Below are 17,983 nucleotides of genomic sequence, written 5' to 3' on the forward strand. Positions count from 1 at the left end.
GAGGGCGGGGGTCCTAGGACCAAGGGCCGAAAAGCCCGCTCGCCCGCAAGGCCCCGGCGCAGGACAGTGGAACCATGGGCGCACATCGCAGAGGACCCTCCCCGCCCGACGCCGAGGTCGACGCGGCGCGGGAAGCCCTCGTGCGGGAGATCGCCGCGCGGGGCGAGTTCACCGACCCCGCCTGGCGCCGGGCCTTCGCCGAGGTGCCCCGCCACCTCTTCGTGCCGTTCTTCTACGTGCACGGGATCCGCGGCTTCGAGCGCCTCTGGGGCGAGGATCCCGACCCCGAACGCCGCTCCCGCTGGCTGCGCGGGGTGTACGCGGACGGGGCGCTGGCCACCCGCCTCAAGGACGGCGAACTCGTCTCGTCCTCCAGCCAGCCGTCCCTGATGGCCCTGATGCTCGACGCCCTCGGCCTCCGGGACGGGCACACGGTCCTGGAGATCGGCACCGGACCCGGCTACAACGCCGCGCTGCTCGCCCATCGGCTCGGCGACTCCGCCGTGACCAGCGTCGACCTCGACCCGGAGATCACGGAGTCGGCCCGGGGCCACCTCGCCGCGGCCGGGTACCACCCGACGGTGGTCACCGGCGACGGGGCCCGGGGCTGCCCACGGCACGCCCCGTACGACCGGATCATCGCGACCTGCACCCTGCCCTCCGTACCGGAGGCCTGGCCGGAACAGTGCCGTCCGGGCGCACGCATCCTCGCGCCGCTCGCCACGGGCCTGGTCCTGCTCCGGGTCCGCGCGGCGGAGGACGGACCGCGCGCCGAGGGGCACTTCCTGCCCACCCCGGCGTACTTCGTGCCGCTGCGCGGGGCGCTCCCGGGTCCCGGCGGGCCGCCGCACCCGGGCGGGCTGCCGCGCCGGGTCGCCGGGGACGACCTCTTCCGGTTCCTGCTGACCCTGACCGCGGGCGCCCTCGACCCGCACGAGGCCCTCGCCCTCTGGGAGCGCGAGGAGCGCCCGCGGCGTGAGAGGTACGGGATCACGGTCGGACACGGCCGGCAGTGGGCCTGGCTGGACGACCCGCAGGGCCCCTACACCTGGCCGCTCGCCGCCGGGTGAGGCGACCGCGTCGCCCCGGGGCCCGTCAGTCCCGGCGCACCGTGATCGTCGTCCACGCCCCGACGTGCACCTGGTCGCCGTCCTGGAGAGGCACCGGGACGTAGGGCTGGATCGGGTCCTCGGCGCCGTTCAGCGTGGTGCCGTTGGTGGAGTTCTGGTCCACGACCGCCCAGCCGCCGTCGGGCTGCTGCACCAGCACCGCGTGCTGGTGCGAGACGCCCGGGTCCTCCGGGGGCACCGACAGATCGACGTCGGGGGACTCGCCGGTGCTGTGCCGGCGGCGCCCGATGGTGATCTGGCTCCCGGTGAGCGCAAGGCGCTGCTCCGGGGAGTACGCGGGCAGGTTCAGCCCGGTCGCCTCGGGGCCGCTGCGCTGCATCATCGCGAGGAAGTACGCACGGTCGGGAGCGATCACGGCGGTCCAGGATGCGGACTGCCGGGGCCCGCCCTGACTGGGTACTCCGCCCTGCTGCTGACCCTGGTCGTAGCCCTGGTCCCGGTCCTGTCCCGGGCCCTGGTCCTGGCCGTGGCCCTGGTGGGGGCCGGGCCGCTGGAAACCCTGGGGCGGCTGTGACTGCTGCGACTGGGCGGGCTGCTGGCCCTGGGAGGGCGGCGGCAGCATCCAGTCGTCCCCGCCGCCGGTGTTCCCCGACGGATGCGGGGGCGCCGACTGCTGTTGCTGCGGCGGCGCGAAGGGCGAGGCCTGCTGGGGCTCGAAGGGAGAGGGCGCCGACTGCTGCGGCTCGAACGGCGAGCGCGTCGAGGGCGCCGACCGCTGCGGTTCGAACGGCGAGGATCCGGACTGCTGCGGCGGAGGACCCTGCTGGAACGAGGGCGGCGGCGGGGGACCCTGCTGTAACGCCTGCGGCGGAGGCCCGCCCCGGCCGTCGTTCCCGTGCGGACCGTTGTTTCCGTGCGGACCGCTGTTCCCGTGCGGACCGTTCTGCTCCGGGGCCAGCGGCTCGGCGGGACGGTTCACCTGAGAGGGGCGCGAGCCCTGGTAGTCGAACGGGTCGCGCGGCTGGGGAGCGCCGGGCGGACCGCCCTGGCCACCGGGACCACCGGCGCCGCCCTGGCCGCCCGGACCGCCGGGGCCGGGGCCCTGTGCCTGGAACCCGGGCGGCAGGTTGAGACCGGGCGGCGGGCCGGGCGTGGAGTGCTGCGGGGCCAGCGGGGTGTAGGAGGTCGCCGTGTTGGTGAGGAAGTTCCAGCGGCACTCCTCGCAGTACGGCGCCATCGCCTCGCGCGGCGTGCGGCACTGCGGGCAGAGCTCCGCCTGCATGGTGGGCCGGCCGCCACCGGTGCCGGAGCCCGGCTGCGGGTAGCCGTAACCGGGTGCGGGCGGCGGCGGGGGAGGCGGGGGCACCGCGCCCGTGGGCGCACCGCCGGTCGTCATGCGGTGTCCGCAGACCTCGCACCAGTCCTCGGAACCCGACTGGTGTCCGTTCGGGCAGGTCGGCATGTCGGCGCTTCCCCCTCTCCTCTTCCGGCCCCGGAGGCCGTCATGCTGTCGATCGCGGGCGTCCTTGCCCCACGCGTACGTATGGTTGCTCTGTGCTGACGGCGCGGTGGTCGTCCGATGACCGAGCCGTGTTACTTCTTGACGCGAACGGTCTTGGTGGAGCGCGTTTCGAGGGTCATCTCGTCCGCTTCCGCAACCTTCGCCTTCAGTCGCACAGTACCCGTCGCGGCATCGACGACGTCGACCACCTTCGAAAGCAGTTTCGCAGTGTCCTGGTTCCCGGACGCCGACGCCAACTGCACCGCACGCCCCAGCTTCGCCGTCGCGCCGTCCAAGTCGCCCGACTTGCGTGCGTCCAGACCCTGCTGGATGACTTGTGCCAGTTCCGCCTGACCCGTGTAGTGCGCCACCTGCGGATTGATCGAGGTCGAGGCCACCATGTCGTCCGTCCACACGGCCCGCACGAGCCCCTGCGACAGCGTCTGCGGGGCGCCCGCGCCCGAGGTGTCGGGCAGGATCAGCGAGACCCGGGCGGCGAGCATCTCCTGGCCGATCCCGGCCTCCGGCACCAGGACGCACACGTGGTAGTCGCGGGACTCGTCGCCCCAGGAGCCGGTCGGGTAGTCCCCGGCCCGGGGCCCGGCCTCGCTCCGCCGCCCGGTCAGGTCCGCGACGGTCGGCGCGACCTGCTTCACGAACCGGATCTCCGCCCCCACCGGCGTCCAGAGCCGCAGCGCCACGTCCGCGACCTCCTTGCCCATGGCGTTCTCCATCATCCGCGTGAAGTCCGCGGCCAGCCCCGCGGGGTCGGCGACGATGTCGGCGGTGCCGAGGAGGGCGGACGCGACGGAGGTGACCTCCTTCACCTCCCAGTCGGTGCCCACCCCGCGGGCGTCGCAGGTGAACCGGCCGGCGCAGGAGTCCAGGGCCGCCCGCAGGTCCTCGGGCGCCTCGTGCTCGTTGCGGCCGTCGGTCAGCAGGATGCCGTGCCGGATGTCCACGTCCGCCGCGCCCAGCAGCCGGTCGGCCAGCCGCAGCCAGGTGCCGATCGCGGTGCCCCCGCCCGCGCTCAGCTTCCGCAGGGCCTCCTTGGCCCGGGCCTTCGTCCGCCGGTCGGCGACCGCGAGCTCCCCGTTGCCGGGATAGACGTCCTTGGCCACATGCGTCCCGGCGACCACCGCGAACCGGGTGCCCTCGCGCAGGGCGTCGACGGCCGCCGCCGTGGCGTCGCGCGCGTTGCGCATCTTCGTCGGCGGGTAGTCCATCGAACCCGAGCAGTCGACCATCAGCACCACGGCGGCGTCGGGGCCCCGCCCCGGCGCGTACGCGGGCGCGGGGGCCGATCCCGCCAGCGGTACGCCGCCGGTGGTGCCGCCGCCGGTCGAGGTCACGGTGACGATCGCGTTGACCTCACGACCGCCCTCGGGCAGGAACGCGTTCTGGTACACCTCGACGGAGAACTGCGGCACGTTCGACTTGGAGAAGTTGGCCATCTGGTCGGCTCCTTGAGGCTCCACAGGGGATCAGGTGAAGAGGGGACGCGCGGGCGCGGGCGGCTGACAACGGGGCGGGACAGGGCCGGAGCACCGGCTCATGCGGTGTCGCAGGCCGATCCTGCCCCTTGCGGCCGTACGGCGAACGGCAGCAGCGCCACTGTTACGTTGTCGTGGCCCCCGCCGTCGAGGGCGTGCCCGACGAGCGCCCGGGCCGCGCGCAGCGGCTGGTCCCCGGCGTCGGCGGGGACGGCGGCGGCCATCTCCTCGCCGGATTCCGCGTAGTTCCACAGGCCGTCCGTGCACACGACGACCAGGCCGGGCCGGTCCGGCTTGAACGCGGCGGTGTGCGGCTCCAGTTCGTACGCGTCGGCGCCGAGCCAGCCGGTGATGGCGTGGGCGCGCTCGTCCGCGTACGCCTCCGCCTCGTTCATCAGGCCGGCCGCCACCATCTGCGCCGCCCAGGAGTCGTCCTCGGTGAGCCGGGCGGTCGGCTGGGTCCGGTCCTCGGGCACCCAGTAGACCCGGCTGTCGCCGACCCAGCCCACGATCAGCAGGCCGCCCGCCGCGATCGCGCCGACCAGGGTGCAGGCCGGGGCGTTCTGGTGGCGGTGCGCGTCGTGTTCCCGCGCCCCGGCCGGTTCCCGCGCCAGGGCGTTGACCGCCTCCGACGCGGCGACGATGGCCTCGTGCATCGCCGTCTGCGGATGCGTACCGCGCGGCAGGGACTCCAGCAGCGCCTCGTTGGCGGCGCTCGCGGCGGCGGCCGAGGCCTCGTCGGGACGGCTCGCCGAGGAGACGCCGTCGCAGACGATCGCGACGACCGCGGCGGAACCGTCCGGCAGCGCGGTGGAGGACACCGCGAAGGAGTCCTCGTTGCGGTGGTGGCGCAGCCCCCGGTCGCTGACGGCGGCCACCGCGTCGAGCTCCTGCTCCATGTGGTCGCGCTCACGGGGCTGCGCGTGCCCGCAGTTCTCGCAGTAGCCGTCGGGGTCCACCCGCCCGGAACGGCAGGCCACACAGACCTTCGCCCCGGAGGCGGGCGCGGCGGCGTGGTCCGCCGCCCGGGGATCGGGCGCGGCGAGGGCGAAGTCGCCGGAGGCCTCCGCACCTCCCGGGTCCGCCCGGTCGTCGTGGCGCACCCGGACGGCCGCGGCCCCTGGCCCACCCGCCGGCAACGGCTCGGCCGGCGAACCCGCGCCCCGCCCGGGCGTCGCGTCGGGGGCGTCCGGCCCGGTCAGCGGCCTGCCGCCCGAATCCGTCCCCGGCACGTCCGCCGGACGGACCACGGGAGCGGGCACGTCCGAGCTGTCCGTCTCCTCGGCCGCGGGCCATCGCACCGCTCCGGCCGCTCCGGCCGCCGGAGCGGCCGGGGGCACGGTGATGGCCATCGTCGGCCGGTCGTCGGGGCGCGCCGGAACGGCCGAGAGGTCGTAGCCGCACACCCCGCAGAACAGATCGCCCGCAGCCGGCGGTTCCTCGCAGCCCGGGCACTTCGCCAGGGCGGGCTGCTGGTGGCTCTGTGACATCTTCACACCCACGTCCGGGGGCGGAAACGGTTGGCCCGCTCCACCAGTTCGATCCTCTCGTCGCCCCGTTGCGCGAGCCGGGCGAGCATCCGGTACGAGCGTTCCAGCCCGAACCGCAGCCCCCGCTCGTTCAGTTCGGCGCCGAGCAGCTTGCCTGCCCCGGACGGACCGGCGGCCGGTCCGACCGACCCCGGGACACCGGGACTACCGGAGAGTACCCAGTCGAGCGCCTTGCCCAGTACCTCGGTCGACAACTCCTCGTGGCGCACCGGGGCCAGACCGAAGGCGGCCAGCGTCGACACCTGGGCGCCGGCGGCCGTCAGGTCGGCCAGCAGCGGCTCCCGGTGCGAGCGCTCGCGCAGCCGCGCCCGGACGGCGGCGACCCGCGCCGCCGTGTAGTGGATCGAGGCCTCCGGCACCGACTCCAGGGTGCTCACCGCCCCGGCCCGCTCACCGGCCGCGATCTGCACCCGGGCCAGGCCGAACGCGGCGCTGACGAACCCCGGATCGGTTGCCCACACCAGGCGGTAGTACTCGGCGGCGTTGTCCAGCTGCCCCAGCACCTCCGCACAGATCCCGAGCGCCAGCTTGGGCGCCATCTCCCCGGGGAACGCGTCGTAGACCGCGTCGAAGGAGAGCGCCGCCGTCTCGTGGTCCCCGGTCACCAGGGAGGTGACGCCCCGATACCAGACGACCCGCCAGTCGTCCGGGTGTTCACCCTCCAGGGTGGTCAGCGCACGGGCGGCCGCGTCCGGCTCCCGCATCTCCAGCCGGGCCCGCAGCTCCCGCAGCCGGGTCTCCAGCGAGGGGGCCGGAACCGTGTGCAGGGCCGTGATCAGCTCCGCCGGGGCGGAGGCCATGAGACCGGCGAGGAAACCGGCGTTCGGGTCCATCGCGTCGACCCGGGGGACCGGCAGCGCCAGCGAGGTGGACCGGGCGTCGAACGGGGCGAGGAGGACACCCCCGGCGGCATACGGTCCGGTCGGGACGTACGGCCCGGACGCGTCCGGGGACGGCTCGGCCGCCCGGGGCGCCGGCAGCGGAGCGGGGGCCGGGGGAGCGTACGCGGACGGGGCGCCGCCCGGTGCCGAGCCCCGGACATGGGTCGGCGGCGCCACCAGCGGAGAGGCCCCCGCGGGGCCGACCGGCCGGCCGGCCACCGGCAGTGCCCCGGCCACCGCGGACGTCACGGCCCCCGGCGCGACGGGAGCGGCGCCGCCCTGCGCCGGAACGCCGGGCGGCGGGCGGCCGTGGTCCTTGCGGCGGCCCCGCGACCCGCCCCGCTTCGATCCGGTGTCCCGGCCGCCCAGCAGCGAGACGTCGTCCGTCTGCCGGGCGAACAACTCCGTGTCGGTCACCCGCAGTTCCGCGCCGAACAGCGTCGACAGGGCGGGGCGCGGCCGGCCCGTCTGGAGCGCCACGACCTCCCGCAGCACCCCCGTCAGCTGCTCGGCCATCTCGGCGGCGGAGCCGAACCGGCGGGCCGGGTCCGGGTCCGTGGCCCGCACCAGCAGCCGGTAGAAGGACTCGTAGGCCCGGAACACCTCGATGTTGTCCGGGTCAGGCAGCGAGTCCACGTAGACGTTCGTGTACCCCTGGAAGTCGAAGGTGAGGACCGCCAGCGTCCGGGCCACCGTGTACAGGTCGGAGGCCACCGACGGGCCCAGCTCCGCGACCTCGGGGGCCTGGTAGCCGACCGTCCCGTAGATGGCCGACTCCTCGTCGTCCATCCGGCGCACCGCGCCCATGTCGATCAGCTTGAGCTGGTCCTCGGTCTGGATCGCGTTGTCGACCTTGAAGTCGCAGTAGAGGAGGTTGCGGCTGTGCAGGTGGCCGAGCGCCTCCAGCGCCTCGATCCCGTACGCGCAGGCCTGCTCCACCGGCAGCGGGTCGCGCTTCCCGGCCGGGGTGCGGCGCTCGTTGGCGATCTCCTTGAGCGCCTTGCCGCCGACGTACTCCATGACGATGTAGCCGTCGAGCGAGCCGGTCCGCTGGTCCAGGTGCTCGACGAAGTTGTAGATCCGGACGATGTTGGAGTGCTCGATCTCGGCGAGGAACCGGCGCTCGGAGATCGCGGCGGCCATCGCGTCCTGGTCGCCGGTGTCCAACAGGCCCTTGAGGACCACCCAGCGGTCCGAAACGGCCCGGTCCACCGCCAGATAGACCCAGCCGAGCCCGCCGTGCGCCAGACAGCCCACGACCTCGTACTGGCCGTGCACGATGTCGCCGCCGGTCAGCTTCGGCACGAAGGAGTACGGGTGGCCGCACTTGGTGCAGAACCCCTCGGTGCGGCCCGCCCGCTCGCCCCGCGAACGCCCCACCTGCGCACCGCAGTCCGAACGGGAGCAGAACCGCTTGCGCTCGGGCACCTCCGGGTTCTCCATCACCGCCGTGCGCGGATCGGGCCGGGGCACGTCCGGGACCTCCACCAGGCCGACGCCGAGCCGCCCCCGGGCCGAGGCCGCCGACGTCGAGCCGGAGGAACGCACCGAGACCGAACGGGAGGTGGAGGCCCCGGACAGGGAACGCGACAGCCGGCCGGAGACCGAGCGGCGCGAGGTCGACGAACGGGACGAGGACCGGGCGGAGGCACGGGAGCCCGAGCGCTGCGAGGAACTGTCCCCGCCGCTCGCCCGGCCGCCCCCGGCGATCCCGGTCGGCGGCGAGGAGACCATGCCCGTCGGCGAGACGACCGGCGCCAGACCGCAGGTGTCGCAGTACAGCTCACCGCCGCCCATGTCCTCGTAGTCCCCCTCGCACGCGGGGCGCTGGCACTGCGTACTCATCGTGTCTCCCCCTCTTCGCCCGTCGCGGTGCCCTGCCGGTCCTGCGGTCCGTCGGGCGGGCGCGGCGTCAGCGTCTCCGCCACCGCGTGCTGGTAGCGCAGGACGGCCTGCTCGGCGACCCGCAGATCGCACGGCGCGCTCCACAGCATGCGGCGCGCCGCGTCGTACCGCTCGATCAGCACCGGATCCTCAGCCAGCCCGTGCCGGGCCACCTTCGCCTTGTACGCGTCCAGTCGGCCGCGCAGCTCCGCGCGGACCGCCAGCGGAGCCGTCACCGAGGTCAGCGACTCCCGGGCGCGCAGCAGTTCGTCCTCGGCCTCCTGCTCCAGCGACTCCAGCAGCGGCGACAGCCGGTGCCACTGGGCGTACCTGCGGTGGTCGGCCGCCGCCGCCAGCCGCTCCTGGAGCGCCGTCGGCGGTCCGCTGACCACGGGCACCTCGGAGGCGGCGATCTTGGCCAGCACCTCGCCGCGCGCCGCCCGTGCCTCCGTCAGGGTGCGGTCGGCCCGCGAGAGCACGTCCCGCAGCCGCACCAGCCGCGCCTCCGCGTCCTGCCGGACCGTGAGCACCGCCTCGATCTCCCGCCGCACGTCCTCCAGGGCGCGGGCGGCCCGGTCGTAGCGCGAGGTGTCGGGTCGGCCGCCGCCCGGCGCGGCGCTGCCGGGCCCCGGCAGCCAGAACGCCAGCGGGTCGGAGATCACCTGCACCCGCAGCGTGGCCAGCTCCTCGGAGATCTCCGCCAGATCGTCCCCGGCCGGATGCTCACCGGGCCGCACCCCCACCGAGTGCGCCAGCGAACGCGTCCGGTGCAGCTCGGCTGCGAGCAGATCGATCCGGGCGGGCAGCGCCGACCACACGGAGTCGGAGGAGACGACCATGTCCAGGGACCTGGCGTACAGCTCGTTCATCCGGGCGACCAGCTCCTGGAGCGAGAACCGCTCGGAGAGCCGGGCCGGACCCGCGACCGAAGGCGGCGGCACCGCGCCCGGGTTGGCGACGGTGACGGCCTCGCCGCGCAGCAGCTCGGTCAGCGCGACGAGGTCCTCCCGGTTCGGGTGGCGCCGCCGGGCGCGGATCTCCCGGGCCTCGGCCAGGGCCCCGGCGTACGCGTCGAAATAGCCCCACAGCAGGGTGATCGACTGCTCGGTCGTGGCCCAGCGCTCCCGGGTGACACCGGTCAGCTCGGCGCCCTCCAGGAGCCGGCGGCCGGCATGGTCCTGGAGGGCGAGGAGCGAGGTCTCGATGGCCTCGTGCTCCGCACCGAGCCGGGCCAGCGCCCGGTCCGCCTCCTCCCGGTCCATGACCGGGCCGGGGGGCCTCCCCGCGAAGCTGGGGAAGGATCCCGCGACGCCCATCGATCACCTCTCCGCTCTCCCCGCGGGCCGATGGGCCCGGCGGGATCGGTCTGTCTCGGTATCTGCTCCGGTCCGCTCGCCCCGGCCCGCGCGCCCCGGGGCGCCGGGGGTCAGTCGCCGCGGTACTTGGGGGCGGGCGGGCCCGCTATGCCGGGCAGTCCGGCCGCCAGCCACTTGCGGTACGACGTCATCCAGGGGCTGTTGTCACCGCCCGCCCGGTAGTCGACGAGGACCTTGTTCACCCGGGCCACCAGGTCGTCGGCGCCCTTCTTCGTCGCGACGCCGTAGTACTCCGTGGTGAACGGGGCCTTCCCCTTGAGCTCCACCGCCGGGTCCTGCGCGGCCTGACCGGCTGCCAGGGCGTTGTCCGTGACGACGGCGTCGACCTCGCCGAGCTGGAGCCGCACCAGGCAGTCCAGCTGGTTGGGCACGGTCAGCAGGTCCGGATCGCGCGCGGTGCCGTCGAAGTCGTCCTTGTAGAGCGCCCCGAACGACTTCTTCTCCAGCGCCTCGTAGGCCGTGGAGCCCTCGGCCGAGCAGACCCGTTTGCCCTTCAGCGACGCGTCGTAGCCGGTGATCGTCGACCCCTTGGGGGCCAGCACCTGCTGCCCGGCCTGGAAATAGGCGGTGGAGAAGGAGACCTGCTCCAGCCGCTTGCAGTTGATCGTCATCGTCCGCACGACGACGTCGACCCGGTCGTTCTCCAGGGCGGCGATGCGCTGGTTGGTGGGGATCGCGCGGAAGATCACCGCGTCCGGGTCGCCCAGGACGTCCTTGGCGATGGCCCGCACCAGATCGATGTCGAACCCCTCCAGCTCCCTGGCCTCCGGGTTGCGGTAGCCCCAGCGGAAGCTGTTCTGGTCGACGCCCGCGATCAGCTTGCCGCGCTGCTTGATCTTCTCGACGCCGGGCCCGTCGGCGCTCGACGGGGGCAGACTCGCCTCCGGCTCCGTGCACTCCTCCGCCCGCGCCTGATCGGCGGCCGTCACCGCTCCGCCGCCCGGGGCCATGGCCCCGGCCGCCCCGTCGCTGTGGTGGGCCAGCGGCAGCAGGGTGACCGCCGCGGTGACCGCGCACGCCGCCGCCATCCCCGCCACGCCGCCCCAGCCGCGCAGGCCGCCGCGTGCGGAACGCTTCCTCGACCCGCTCATCGCTGCCCCTCTCACCGGTACTCCGAGAGCCTGCGGTTGACCCCGACGATCACGGCGGCGGCCCCCAGGACCGCGAGCGCCGCGGCACCGGTCGGCAGGCCCCGCAGGGCCCCCCGCGCGCCCTTCGCGGCCGAGCCGAACTCGCCCTGCTCATGGGCGAGCGCCTCCTCCAGCGCCGCGTCCACCCGCTGGAAGGACTGCCCGGTGGAGCCCTCGCTCCCGATGATCTGCTCCAGGGCGCCGTCGTAGTCGCCGCGGTCGTCCGTGGCGCGGGCCTCGCGGTGGCGGGCCTGCCACGCGGTCACGGCCTCGGTCGCGGCGAGGACCGGCGCCTTCCCGCTCTCGTCGTCGGCGAGCCGGCCGGCCTTCTCCAACCGGTCCCGCAGCGCCTTCATGCCCGTCGTGTAGTCCGCCTCGTACTGGTCGGCGGAGCCGTCGGGGGTCAGCACCGCACCGCGCGCCACCAGGGTGAGGTTCTCGTTGGCCCGCGCCTTCAGGGAGTTGATCCGCGCGTCGTTGAGCACTTCCAGGGACGCCTGGCCGTGCGCCATCGCCGACCGCAGCTCCGCACGGGCCACCGTGTGTCCCACGGCCAGCCAGAGCACCACCACCGAGGCGGCGGCCGTCGCCGCCAGCAGCCCGTGGTTCAGCACCCGGTTCGTCCGGCGGTAGGTGCGCCGCTGCATCCACACCAGCGCGCCGAGCACCAGAACGCCGGCGCCGAGCGACAGGAGGGGCCACTGCCGGGCGTCGGCGGAGTCCGTCTCCAGCCGGCCCGTCTCCGCCGCGTACAACCGCTCGGCGGCCGGCAGCATCTCGCCGGTCATCTTCTGGTTCGCGTACCGGAGGTAGGCGCCGCCCAGCGGCAGGCCCTGGCGGTTGTTGGCCCGGGCGCGCTCGATCAGGCCCGTGTAGACCGGCAGCAGCTTGTTGAGGGTGGCTATCTCACGGCTGGACGCGCTGTCGGCCTCGGTGCTCCCCGACGCCTTCACCAGCAGCCGGGCCGCCTCCTCGATGTCCTTGCGGTACTGCCGGCCCACGGCCTCGGGCTCCTGCGCCCCCGCGAGGAACCCACTGGCCGCCGTCGTGTCCGCGTCCGCCAGGAAGCGGTAGATGTCCGCCGCGTCGGCGCTGAGCGGCTGGCTGCGGCTGACCACGTCGTCGGCCGACGACGCCCGCGACGAGATCTCCAGCGTGGTCACCGCGCCGAACGCCACGACCAGCAGGGCCAGGACCGCCCCGATGATCTGGAGCCGGCCGGGCTCGGTCGTCGCCACGGCGCGCAGACGCTCCGCCTGCCCGGACCACGTGGTGCGGCGCTGCGCGGGCACGCCCGCGGGAGCGGACACCGGGTCCGGCGTGCGCGGTGTCCGCGTGCCGCCGCTCGGCGGGTGTGTCACTCGACCTCCCCCTCGGTCACTGACAGTGGGTCCCCGTCCCGTCCCCGTCATCAGTCCCCGCATTCGATCAGGGCGGACGCGGCCGATCAAGGCAAGCAGCACAACGTGCCCGGATACATCCCCATAAGCGAACGGACTTCCCATCAGGTACACGTTCCGGAGGCCCGATCGGTTCCCTCCCGCCCCTCGTACGCCGGCCGTTCACCCGTACGAGGAAACGAACGCGGGGCGTCCCCCACGCGCATCGCGTGGGAGGACGCCCCGCCGACTCCCGACCGGTCGCGGTCCTCAGACGTACTGCGCGCGCAGCCTCCGGTGGACCTCCGGCGCCGCGCCCGTACGGTCCAGGCCCAGCAGCGCCGCGCCCAGCACCGGCGGCTCGGACACGACGCGCACCCCGGCCTTCGGGGCGCGTGCCGCGAGGAGTTCGGTGATCCGGTCGTTCAGCTGCGGATGGCGTGCGGCCAGCACACTGCCGCCCAGCAGCACCGGAGCCTCCTCCGCCAGCAGGCCGAGCCGCCCCAGCGCGACCGAGGCCATCGCCACCACCTCCTCGGCCAGCCGCTCCACCAGCGCGAGGGCCACCGGGTCCCCGCCCGCGGCCGTCGCGAACAGCACCGGCGTCAGCTCGTGCCGCCGTGCCGTCGGGATCCCGCCCCGGTGCAGCGCCTCGATGAGCGCGTACATCGAGTCGAGCCCGAAGTGGCCGGGCAGCGCACGGGTCAGCTCGGAGGGTTCGCCGCGCCCGTCCTCGGCGCGCGCGGCGAACCACAGCGCCTCCTCCGCGAGCCCCGAACCGCCGCCCCAGTCACCGGATATCCGGCCGATCGCGGGGAAGCGGGCGGTCCGCCCGTCCGGGGTCATGCCCACGCAGTTGATCCCCGCCCCGCACACCACCGCGACGCCCCGGGGCTCGTCCACCCCGGCGCGCAGGATCGCGAAGGTGTCGTTGCGCACCTCCACCGAAGCGCCCCAGCCGCGGGCCTCCAGCGCCTCGGCCAACTCGGCCTCCTCGACCGGTAGATCGGCGTTGGCCAGGCACGCGGAGACATGGGCGGACGCGCCGAACGCGCCGGTGGCCTCCGGCAGTTCGGCGACGGCCAGCTCCAGCGCGGCGGCCAGCACGTCGACCGCGGCCGGCACCCCGACCACGGGCGGCTGGAAGCCGCCGCCGCGCGCCGAGGACAGCACCGTGCCGTCCTCACCGATCAGCGCCACGTCGGTCTTGCTGTTGCCCGCGTCGATGGCGACGACCGAGACGTTCACGCCCACGAAAGGTGCTCCCGGTTGTGCGCGATCAGCCGGTCGGTGAGGCCCTCGGCGTAGTCGTACTGGCCGATCAGCGGGTGGGCGAGGAGCGCCTTGAAGACCCGGTCCCGGCCGCCGCGCAGCGCGGCTTCCAGGGCGAGGTCCTCGTACGCCGTCACGTTGGCGATGAGGCCCGCGTAGAGCGGGTCCAGCGCCGGGACGGCCAGCGGGGTCGCGCCGTCGTGCCCGACCCGGGCCTGGACCTCGATGACCGCGTCGTCCGGGAGGAACGGCAGGGTCCCGTTGTTGTGGGTGTTGACGACCTGGACCGGGGAGCCGCCGTCGCCCAGCAGGGAGGCCGCCAGGTCCACGGCCGCCTCGGAGTAGAACGCGCCGCCGCGCTTGGCGAGCAGCTCGGGCTTCGTGTCCAGCGTCGGATCGCCGTACATCGCGAGCAGTTCCTTCTCCATCGCCGCGACCTCGGCGGCCCGGGAGGGCTTGGTGCCGAGCTCCCTGACCACCTCGTCGTGGGAGTAGAAGTAGCGCAGGTAGTACGAGGGGACGACGCCGAGCCGGTCCACGATCTGGCGCGGCATGTGGAGGTCGTCCGCGATGGCGTCGCCGTGCTCGGCCAGCAGCTTCGGCAGGACGTTCTCGCCGTCCGGGCCGCCCAGGCGCACGCCCAGCTCCCAGGTGAGGTGGTTGAGCCCGACGTGGTCCAGGTGGACCTCGGAGGGGTTCACGTCCAGCAGCCGGGCGAACTTGCGCTGGAAGCCGATCGCGACGTTGCACAGGCCGACGGCCTTGTGGCCGGCCTGGAGCAGGGCCCGGGTGACGATGCCGACCGGGTTGGTGAAGTCGATGATCCAGGCGTCCGGGTTGGTGCGGCGCACCCGCTCGGCGATGTCCAGGACGACGGGCACGGTCCGCAGCGCCTTGGCGAGGCCGCCGGCGCCGGTGGTCTCCTGGCCGACGCAGCCGCACTCCAGCGGCCAGGTCTCGTCCTTGTTCCGCGCGGCCTGTCCGCCGACGCGCAGCTGGAGGAGGACGGCGTCGGCGCCGGCCACGCCCGCGTCCAGGTCGGTGGTGGTGGTGATCCTCCCGGCGTGGTCCTGCTTGGCGAAGATCCGCCGGGCGAGACCCCCCACCAGGTCCAGGCGGTCGGCCGCCGGATCGACGAGCACCAGCTCCTCGATCGGCAGCGTGTCCCGCAGCCGGGCGAATCCGTCGATCAGTTCAGGGGTGTAGGTGGACCCGCCACCCACTACTGCGAGCTTCATGTCAGCCCTTTACTCCGGTCAGTGTGACGCCCTCGACGAATGCCTTCTGGGCAAAGAAGAAGACGGCGATCACGGGGGCCATGACCAGAACGGTCGCGGCCATGGTCAGGTTCCAGTCGGTGTGGTGTGCGCCCTTGAAGGATTCGAGGCCGTAACTGAGCGTCCAGGCGGCCGGGTTCTCGGAGGCGTAGATCTGTGGTCCGAAGTAGTCGTTCCAGGCGGCGAAGAACTGGAAGAGGGCGATGGCCGCGATTCCGGGCTTGGCCATCGGCAGGACGACCTTCATCAGCGTACGGAACTCGCCGCAGCCGTCGACCTTGGCGGCGTCCAGGTACTCGTTCGGGATGGTCAGCAGGAACTGCCGCAGCAGGAAGATGGAGAACGCGTCGCCGAAGGCCATCGGGATGATCAGCGGCCACAGGGTGCCGGACAGGTCCATCTGCTTCGCCCAGAACAGGTACATCGGGATGATGATGACCTGCGGCGGCAGCATCATCATCGAGATGACGAGCATCAGCGACAGCTTGCGGCCCCGGAAGCGGAACTTCGCCAGGGCGTAGGCCACCGGGACCGACGACACCACGGTGAGCACGGTGCCGACACCCGCGTACAGCAGGGTGTTGCGCCACCAGGTCAGGAAGCCCGGGGTGTTGAAGACCCGCTCGTAGTTGCCCCACTCCCAGGTGTTCGGGGTGAGGTCGCGGGTCAGCGCCTGCTGGTCGCTCATCAGGGAGGTGAGCACCACGAAGACGAACGGCAGCACGAAGAAGAGCGCGGCGGCGATCCCGAGGGAGTGCACGGCGATCCAGTGCAGCAGCGCCTTGCGGCGGGCGGTGCGTGCGGCGGGCGTGAGCACGGGCCGCTCCGGGGAGGCGGCGGTCCTGCCGACGGGGTCGAGGAGTTGGGTCATGGCTCAGTCACCGGCCTGGATCAGGTTGTTGCGGCCCCGCATCAGCAGCGCGGTGAAGGCCATGGCCAGGGCGAACAGGACGAGGGCGACGACGGTGGCGGCGCCGTAGTCGAAGCGCTGGAAGCCCAGGTTGTAGACGAGCTGCGGGAGCGTCAGCGTCGACTTGTCGGGATAGCCGGGTTCGAAGGACTGGCCGGAGCCGCCGATGACCCCCGAGGCGACCTTCCCGGCGACGAGTGGCTGCGTGTAGTACTGCATCGCCTGGATGACGCCCGTCACCACGGCGAACATCACGATCGGCGAGATGTTCGGCAGGGTCACGAAGCGGAACTTCTGCCAGGCGGACGCGCCGTCCAGCTCGGCCGCCTCGTACTGCTCGGTCGGCACGTCCAGCAGCGACGCCATGAAGATGACCATCAGGTCCCCGATGCCCCAGACCGCGAGCAGGGTGAGCGCCGGCTTGGACCAGGTGGCGTCGTTGAACCAGCCCGGCGTCGGCAGCCCCAGCTCCCCGAGGATCGCGTTGACGGGCCCGGTACCGGGGTTGAGCAGGAAGACGAAGGCGAGCGTCGCGGCGACCGGAGGGGCCAGATAGGGCAGGTAGAACAGGGTCCGGAAGACCCCGGTCCCCGTCTTGATCCTGGTGATCAGCATGCCGATGCCGAGGCCGAAGACGACCCGGCAGGTGACCATGACGAGGACCAGCCACAGGGTGTTCCACAGCGACGGCCAGAACATCGGGTAGTCGCTGAAGACGTACGTCCAGTTGGTCAGCCCGTTGAAGGCCGGGGCCCCGAAGCCGTCGTACCGCGTGAAGGAGAAGTAGACGGTCGAGACCATCGGATACGCGAAGAAGACCGAGAACCCGATCAGCCACGGCGACATGAAGGCCACCGTGCGCAGCGCCGACCTGCGGCGCTTGGAGCGGAGCGTGTGCGTCGTCATCGGGGGCTACTTGGCCTTGGCGATGTCGGTGTCGATCTGCCGGGCGGTCTTCTCCAGGCCGGCCTGGAGGTCCTTCACCGCGCCCTTCTCGTACTGGTAGCCGAAGTCCTGGAGCGTCAGCTGGTACGTCGACCCGTTGACGGCCCCGTCCGAGGTGCTGGACTTGGGGTGCTGGGCGATGTCCAGGAAGGTCTTGAACCGCGGGTCGAACTTCAGGTCGGGCGACTTCAGGGCGTCGAGGGTGGACGGCACGTTGCGGATGCCGTTGGCGAACTCGACGACCGCCTTCGTGTCACTGGTCATGTACTTGACCAGCTCCCACGCGGCGTTCTGCTTCTTGCTGGCCGGGGCGATGCCCACGATGGTGCCGGAGAGGAAGCCCTTGCCGTAGCTGTCGGCCTCGTCGTCGGCGACCGGCATCGGCGCGACGCCGATCTCGAAGCCGGCCCCCGCGCTCTCGGCCATCCCGAGCCGCCACTCGCCGTCCAGCTGCATGGCCACCTGGCCGGTGTGGAACGGGTGCTTGGCGCCCCACTCGTCACCGAAGGTGCCGCGGTACTTCTCCAGCTTCTCGTAGCCGCCGAGGTCCTCGACGAGCTTCTTCTGGTACGTGAACATCTCCGCGAACGCCGGGTCCTTGGCGATGTTCGACTTGCCGTTCTCGTCGAAGTACGTGTGGTCCCACGAGGACATGTAGTGGCTGGCGACGGTCTCGTAGCCGTGGAAGGTCGGCATGAAGCCGAGCTGCTCGTAGCTGCCGCCCTTCTCGACGGTCAGCTTCTTGGCGACGCTCGCCAGCTCCGACATCGTCTTCGGCGGCGCCGTGATCCCGGCCTTCTCGAAGGCGTCCTTGTTGTAGTAGAGGCCGTAGGCGTCCGTGAGCAGCGGCAGGGCGCAGCGCTTGCCCTCGAACTGGGTGTAGTCCAGGAGGACCTTCGGGAAGGTCTTCTCCAGGTCGAGCTCGGACTTCTCGATGAACGGCTTCAGATCCGCGAACGCGCCGGACGAGCAGAACTTGCCGACGTTGGCGGTGGTGAAGGAGGAGACGACGTCCGGCCCGTCCGAACCGCCCGCGCGCAGCGCCTGGTTGAGCTTGTCGTCGTTGATGTTGCCGGAGACCTTCACCGTGATGTTCGGGTGGGCCTTCTCGAACCGGTCGATGTTGTCCTCGACCGCCTTCACCTCGGCGGGCGCGCTCCAGCCGTGCCAGAAGTTGATCGTGGTCTTCGCGTTCGGGTCGTCGGAGGCCCCGGCCTCGGACTGGCCGGTACACGCGGTGGCGAGGACCGATATCGCGGCGACGGCGACAGCGGTGGTGGTGAGACGGCTTGTGCGCATGACAAAACTCCCAGGG

General features: G+C 73.0%; 13 protein-coding genes. 1 reads left to right on the forward strand and 12 read right to left on the reverse strand.

Translation table 11 applies throughout. The features are described from left to right. Nucleotides 1-74 precede the first annotated feature (74 nt). Nucleotides 75-1,070 carry a methyltransferase domain-containing protein gene (locus tag DTB53_RS06355; RefSeq protein ID WP_012380927.1) on the forward strand — a complete coding sequence of 332 codons (996 nt, stop codon included), beginning with the start codon at nucleotides 75-77 and terminating at the stop codon, nucleotides 1,068-1,070. A 25-nt stretch (nucleotides 1,071-1,095) separates the two neighbouring features. Here the strand turns inward: DTB53_RS06355 and DTB53_RS06360 are convergent, their stop codons facing one another. The 12 genes from DTB53_RS06360 to DTB53_RS06415 form a co-directional block, all read right to left on the reverse strand. Then, nucleotides 1,096-2,532: an FHA domain-containing protein gene (locus tag DTB53_RS06360; RefSeq protein ID WP_012380928.1), complete on the reverse strand. Its 1,437-nt coding sequence runs from the start codon at nucleotides 2,530-2,532 to the stop codon at nucleotides 1,096-1,098. Between the two features lie 131 nt (nucleotides 2,533-2,663). After that, nucleotides 2,664-4,025 (reverse strand): vWA domain-containing protein, encoded by a 1,362-nt coding sequence (locus tag DTB53_RS06365; RefSeq protein WP_012380929.1) that lies wholly within the window; start codon nucleotides 4,023-4,025, stop codon nucleotides 2,664-2,666. 98 nt (nucleotides 4,026-4,123) lie between these two features. Beyond that, nucleotides 4,124-5,554, reverse strand: coding sequence for a PP2C family protein-serine/threonine phosphatase (locus tag DTB53_RS06370; protein WP_012380930.1), 1,431 nt, complete (start codon nucleotides 5,552-5,554; stop codon nucleotides 4,124-4,126). A 2-nt stretch (nucleotides 5,555-5,556) separates the two neighbouring features. Beyond that, nucleotides 5,557-8,340, reverse strand: coding sequence for a serine/threonine-protein kinase (locus DTB53_RS06375; RefSeq protein ID WP_012380931.1), 2,784 nt, complete (start codon nucleotides 8,338-8,340; stop codon nucleotides 5,557-5,559). Beyond that, nucleotides 8,337-9,695 (reverse strand): coiled-coil domain-containing protein, encoded by a 1,359-nt coding sequence (locus DTB53_RS06380; RefSeq protein WP_012380932.1) that lies wholly within the window; start codon nucleotides 9,693-9,695, stop codon nucleotides 8,337-8,339. The genes DTB53_RS06375 and DTB53_RS06380 overlap by 4 nt, the downstream gene beginning before the upstream one ends. A 110-nt stretch (nucleotides 9,696-9,805) precedes the next feature. After that, entirely contained in the window at nucleotides 9,806-10,846 is a 1,041-nt protein-coding gene (locus tag DTB53_RS06385) for a glutamate ABC transporter substrate-binding protein (protein WP_042497180.1), read from the reverse strand. A gap of 11 nt (nucleotides 10,847-10,857) precedes the next feature. Further along, on the reverse strand, nucleotides 10,858-12,246 hold the full coding sequence (locus DTB53_RS06390; RefSeq protein WP_042497182.1) for a GlnX family signal transduction membrane protein: 1,389 nt from the start codon (nucleotides 12,244-12,246) through the stop codon (nucleotides 10,858-10,860). A gap of 288 nt (nucleotides 12,247-12,534) precedes the next feature. Beyond that, nucleotides 12,535-13,518, reverse strand: coding sequence for an N-acetylglucosamine kinase (locus tag DTB53_RS06395; RefSeq protein ID WP_042497184.1), 984 nt, complete (start codon nucleotides 13,516-13,518; stop codon nucleotides 12,535-12,537). Beyond that, nucleotides 13,509-14,774: a 6-phospho-beta-glucosidase gene (locus DTB53_RS06400; RefSeq protein ID WP_003969122.1), complete on the reverse strand. Its 1,266-nt coding sequence runs from the start codon at nucleotides 14,772-14,774 to the stop codon at nucleotides 13,509-13,511. The genes DTB53_RS06395 and DTB53_RS06400 overlap by 10 nt, the downstream gene beginning before the upstream one ends. Nucleotide 14,775: 1 nt before the next feature. Next, complete coding sequence (locus DTB53_RS06405; RefSeq protein WP_003969123.1) at nucleotides 14,776-15,684, reverse strand: carbohydrate ABC transporter permease; 909 nt, start codon at nucleotides 15,682-15,684, stop codon at nucleotides 14,776-14,778. 3 nt (nucleotides 15,685-15,687) lie between these two features. Continuing rightward, nucleotides 15,688-16,629 carry a carbohydrate ABC transporter permease gene (locus tag DTB53_RS06410; RefSeq protein WP_012380936.1) on the reverse strand — a complete coding sequence of 314 codons (942 nt, stop codon included), beginning with the start codon at nucleotides 16,627-16,629 and terminating at the stop codon, nucleotides 15,688-15,690. Nucleotides 16,630-16,635: 6 nt separating this feature from the next. Further along, nucleotides 16,636-17,967, reverse strand: a complete 1,332-nt coding sequence (locus tag DTB53_RS06415) for an ABC transporter substrate-binding protein (RefSeq protein WP_012380937.1) — start codon at nucleotides 17,965-17,967, stop codon at nucleotides 16,636-16,638. Between the last annotated feature and the right edge of the window lie 16 nt (nucleotides 17,968-17,983).

It is taken from the genome of Streptomyces griseus (assembly GCF_900460065.1).
Classification (GTDB): Bacteria; Actinomycetota; Actinomycetes; order Streptomycetales; family Streptomycetaceae; genus Streptomyces; species Streptomyces griseus.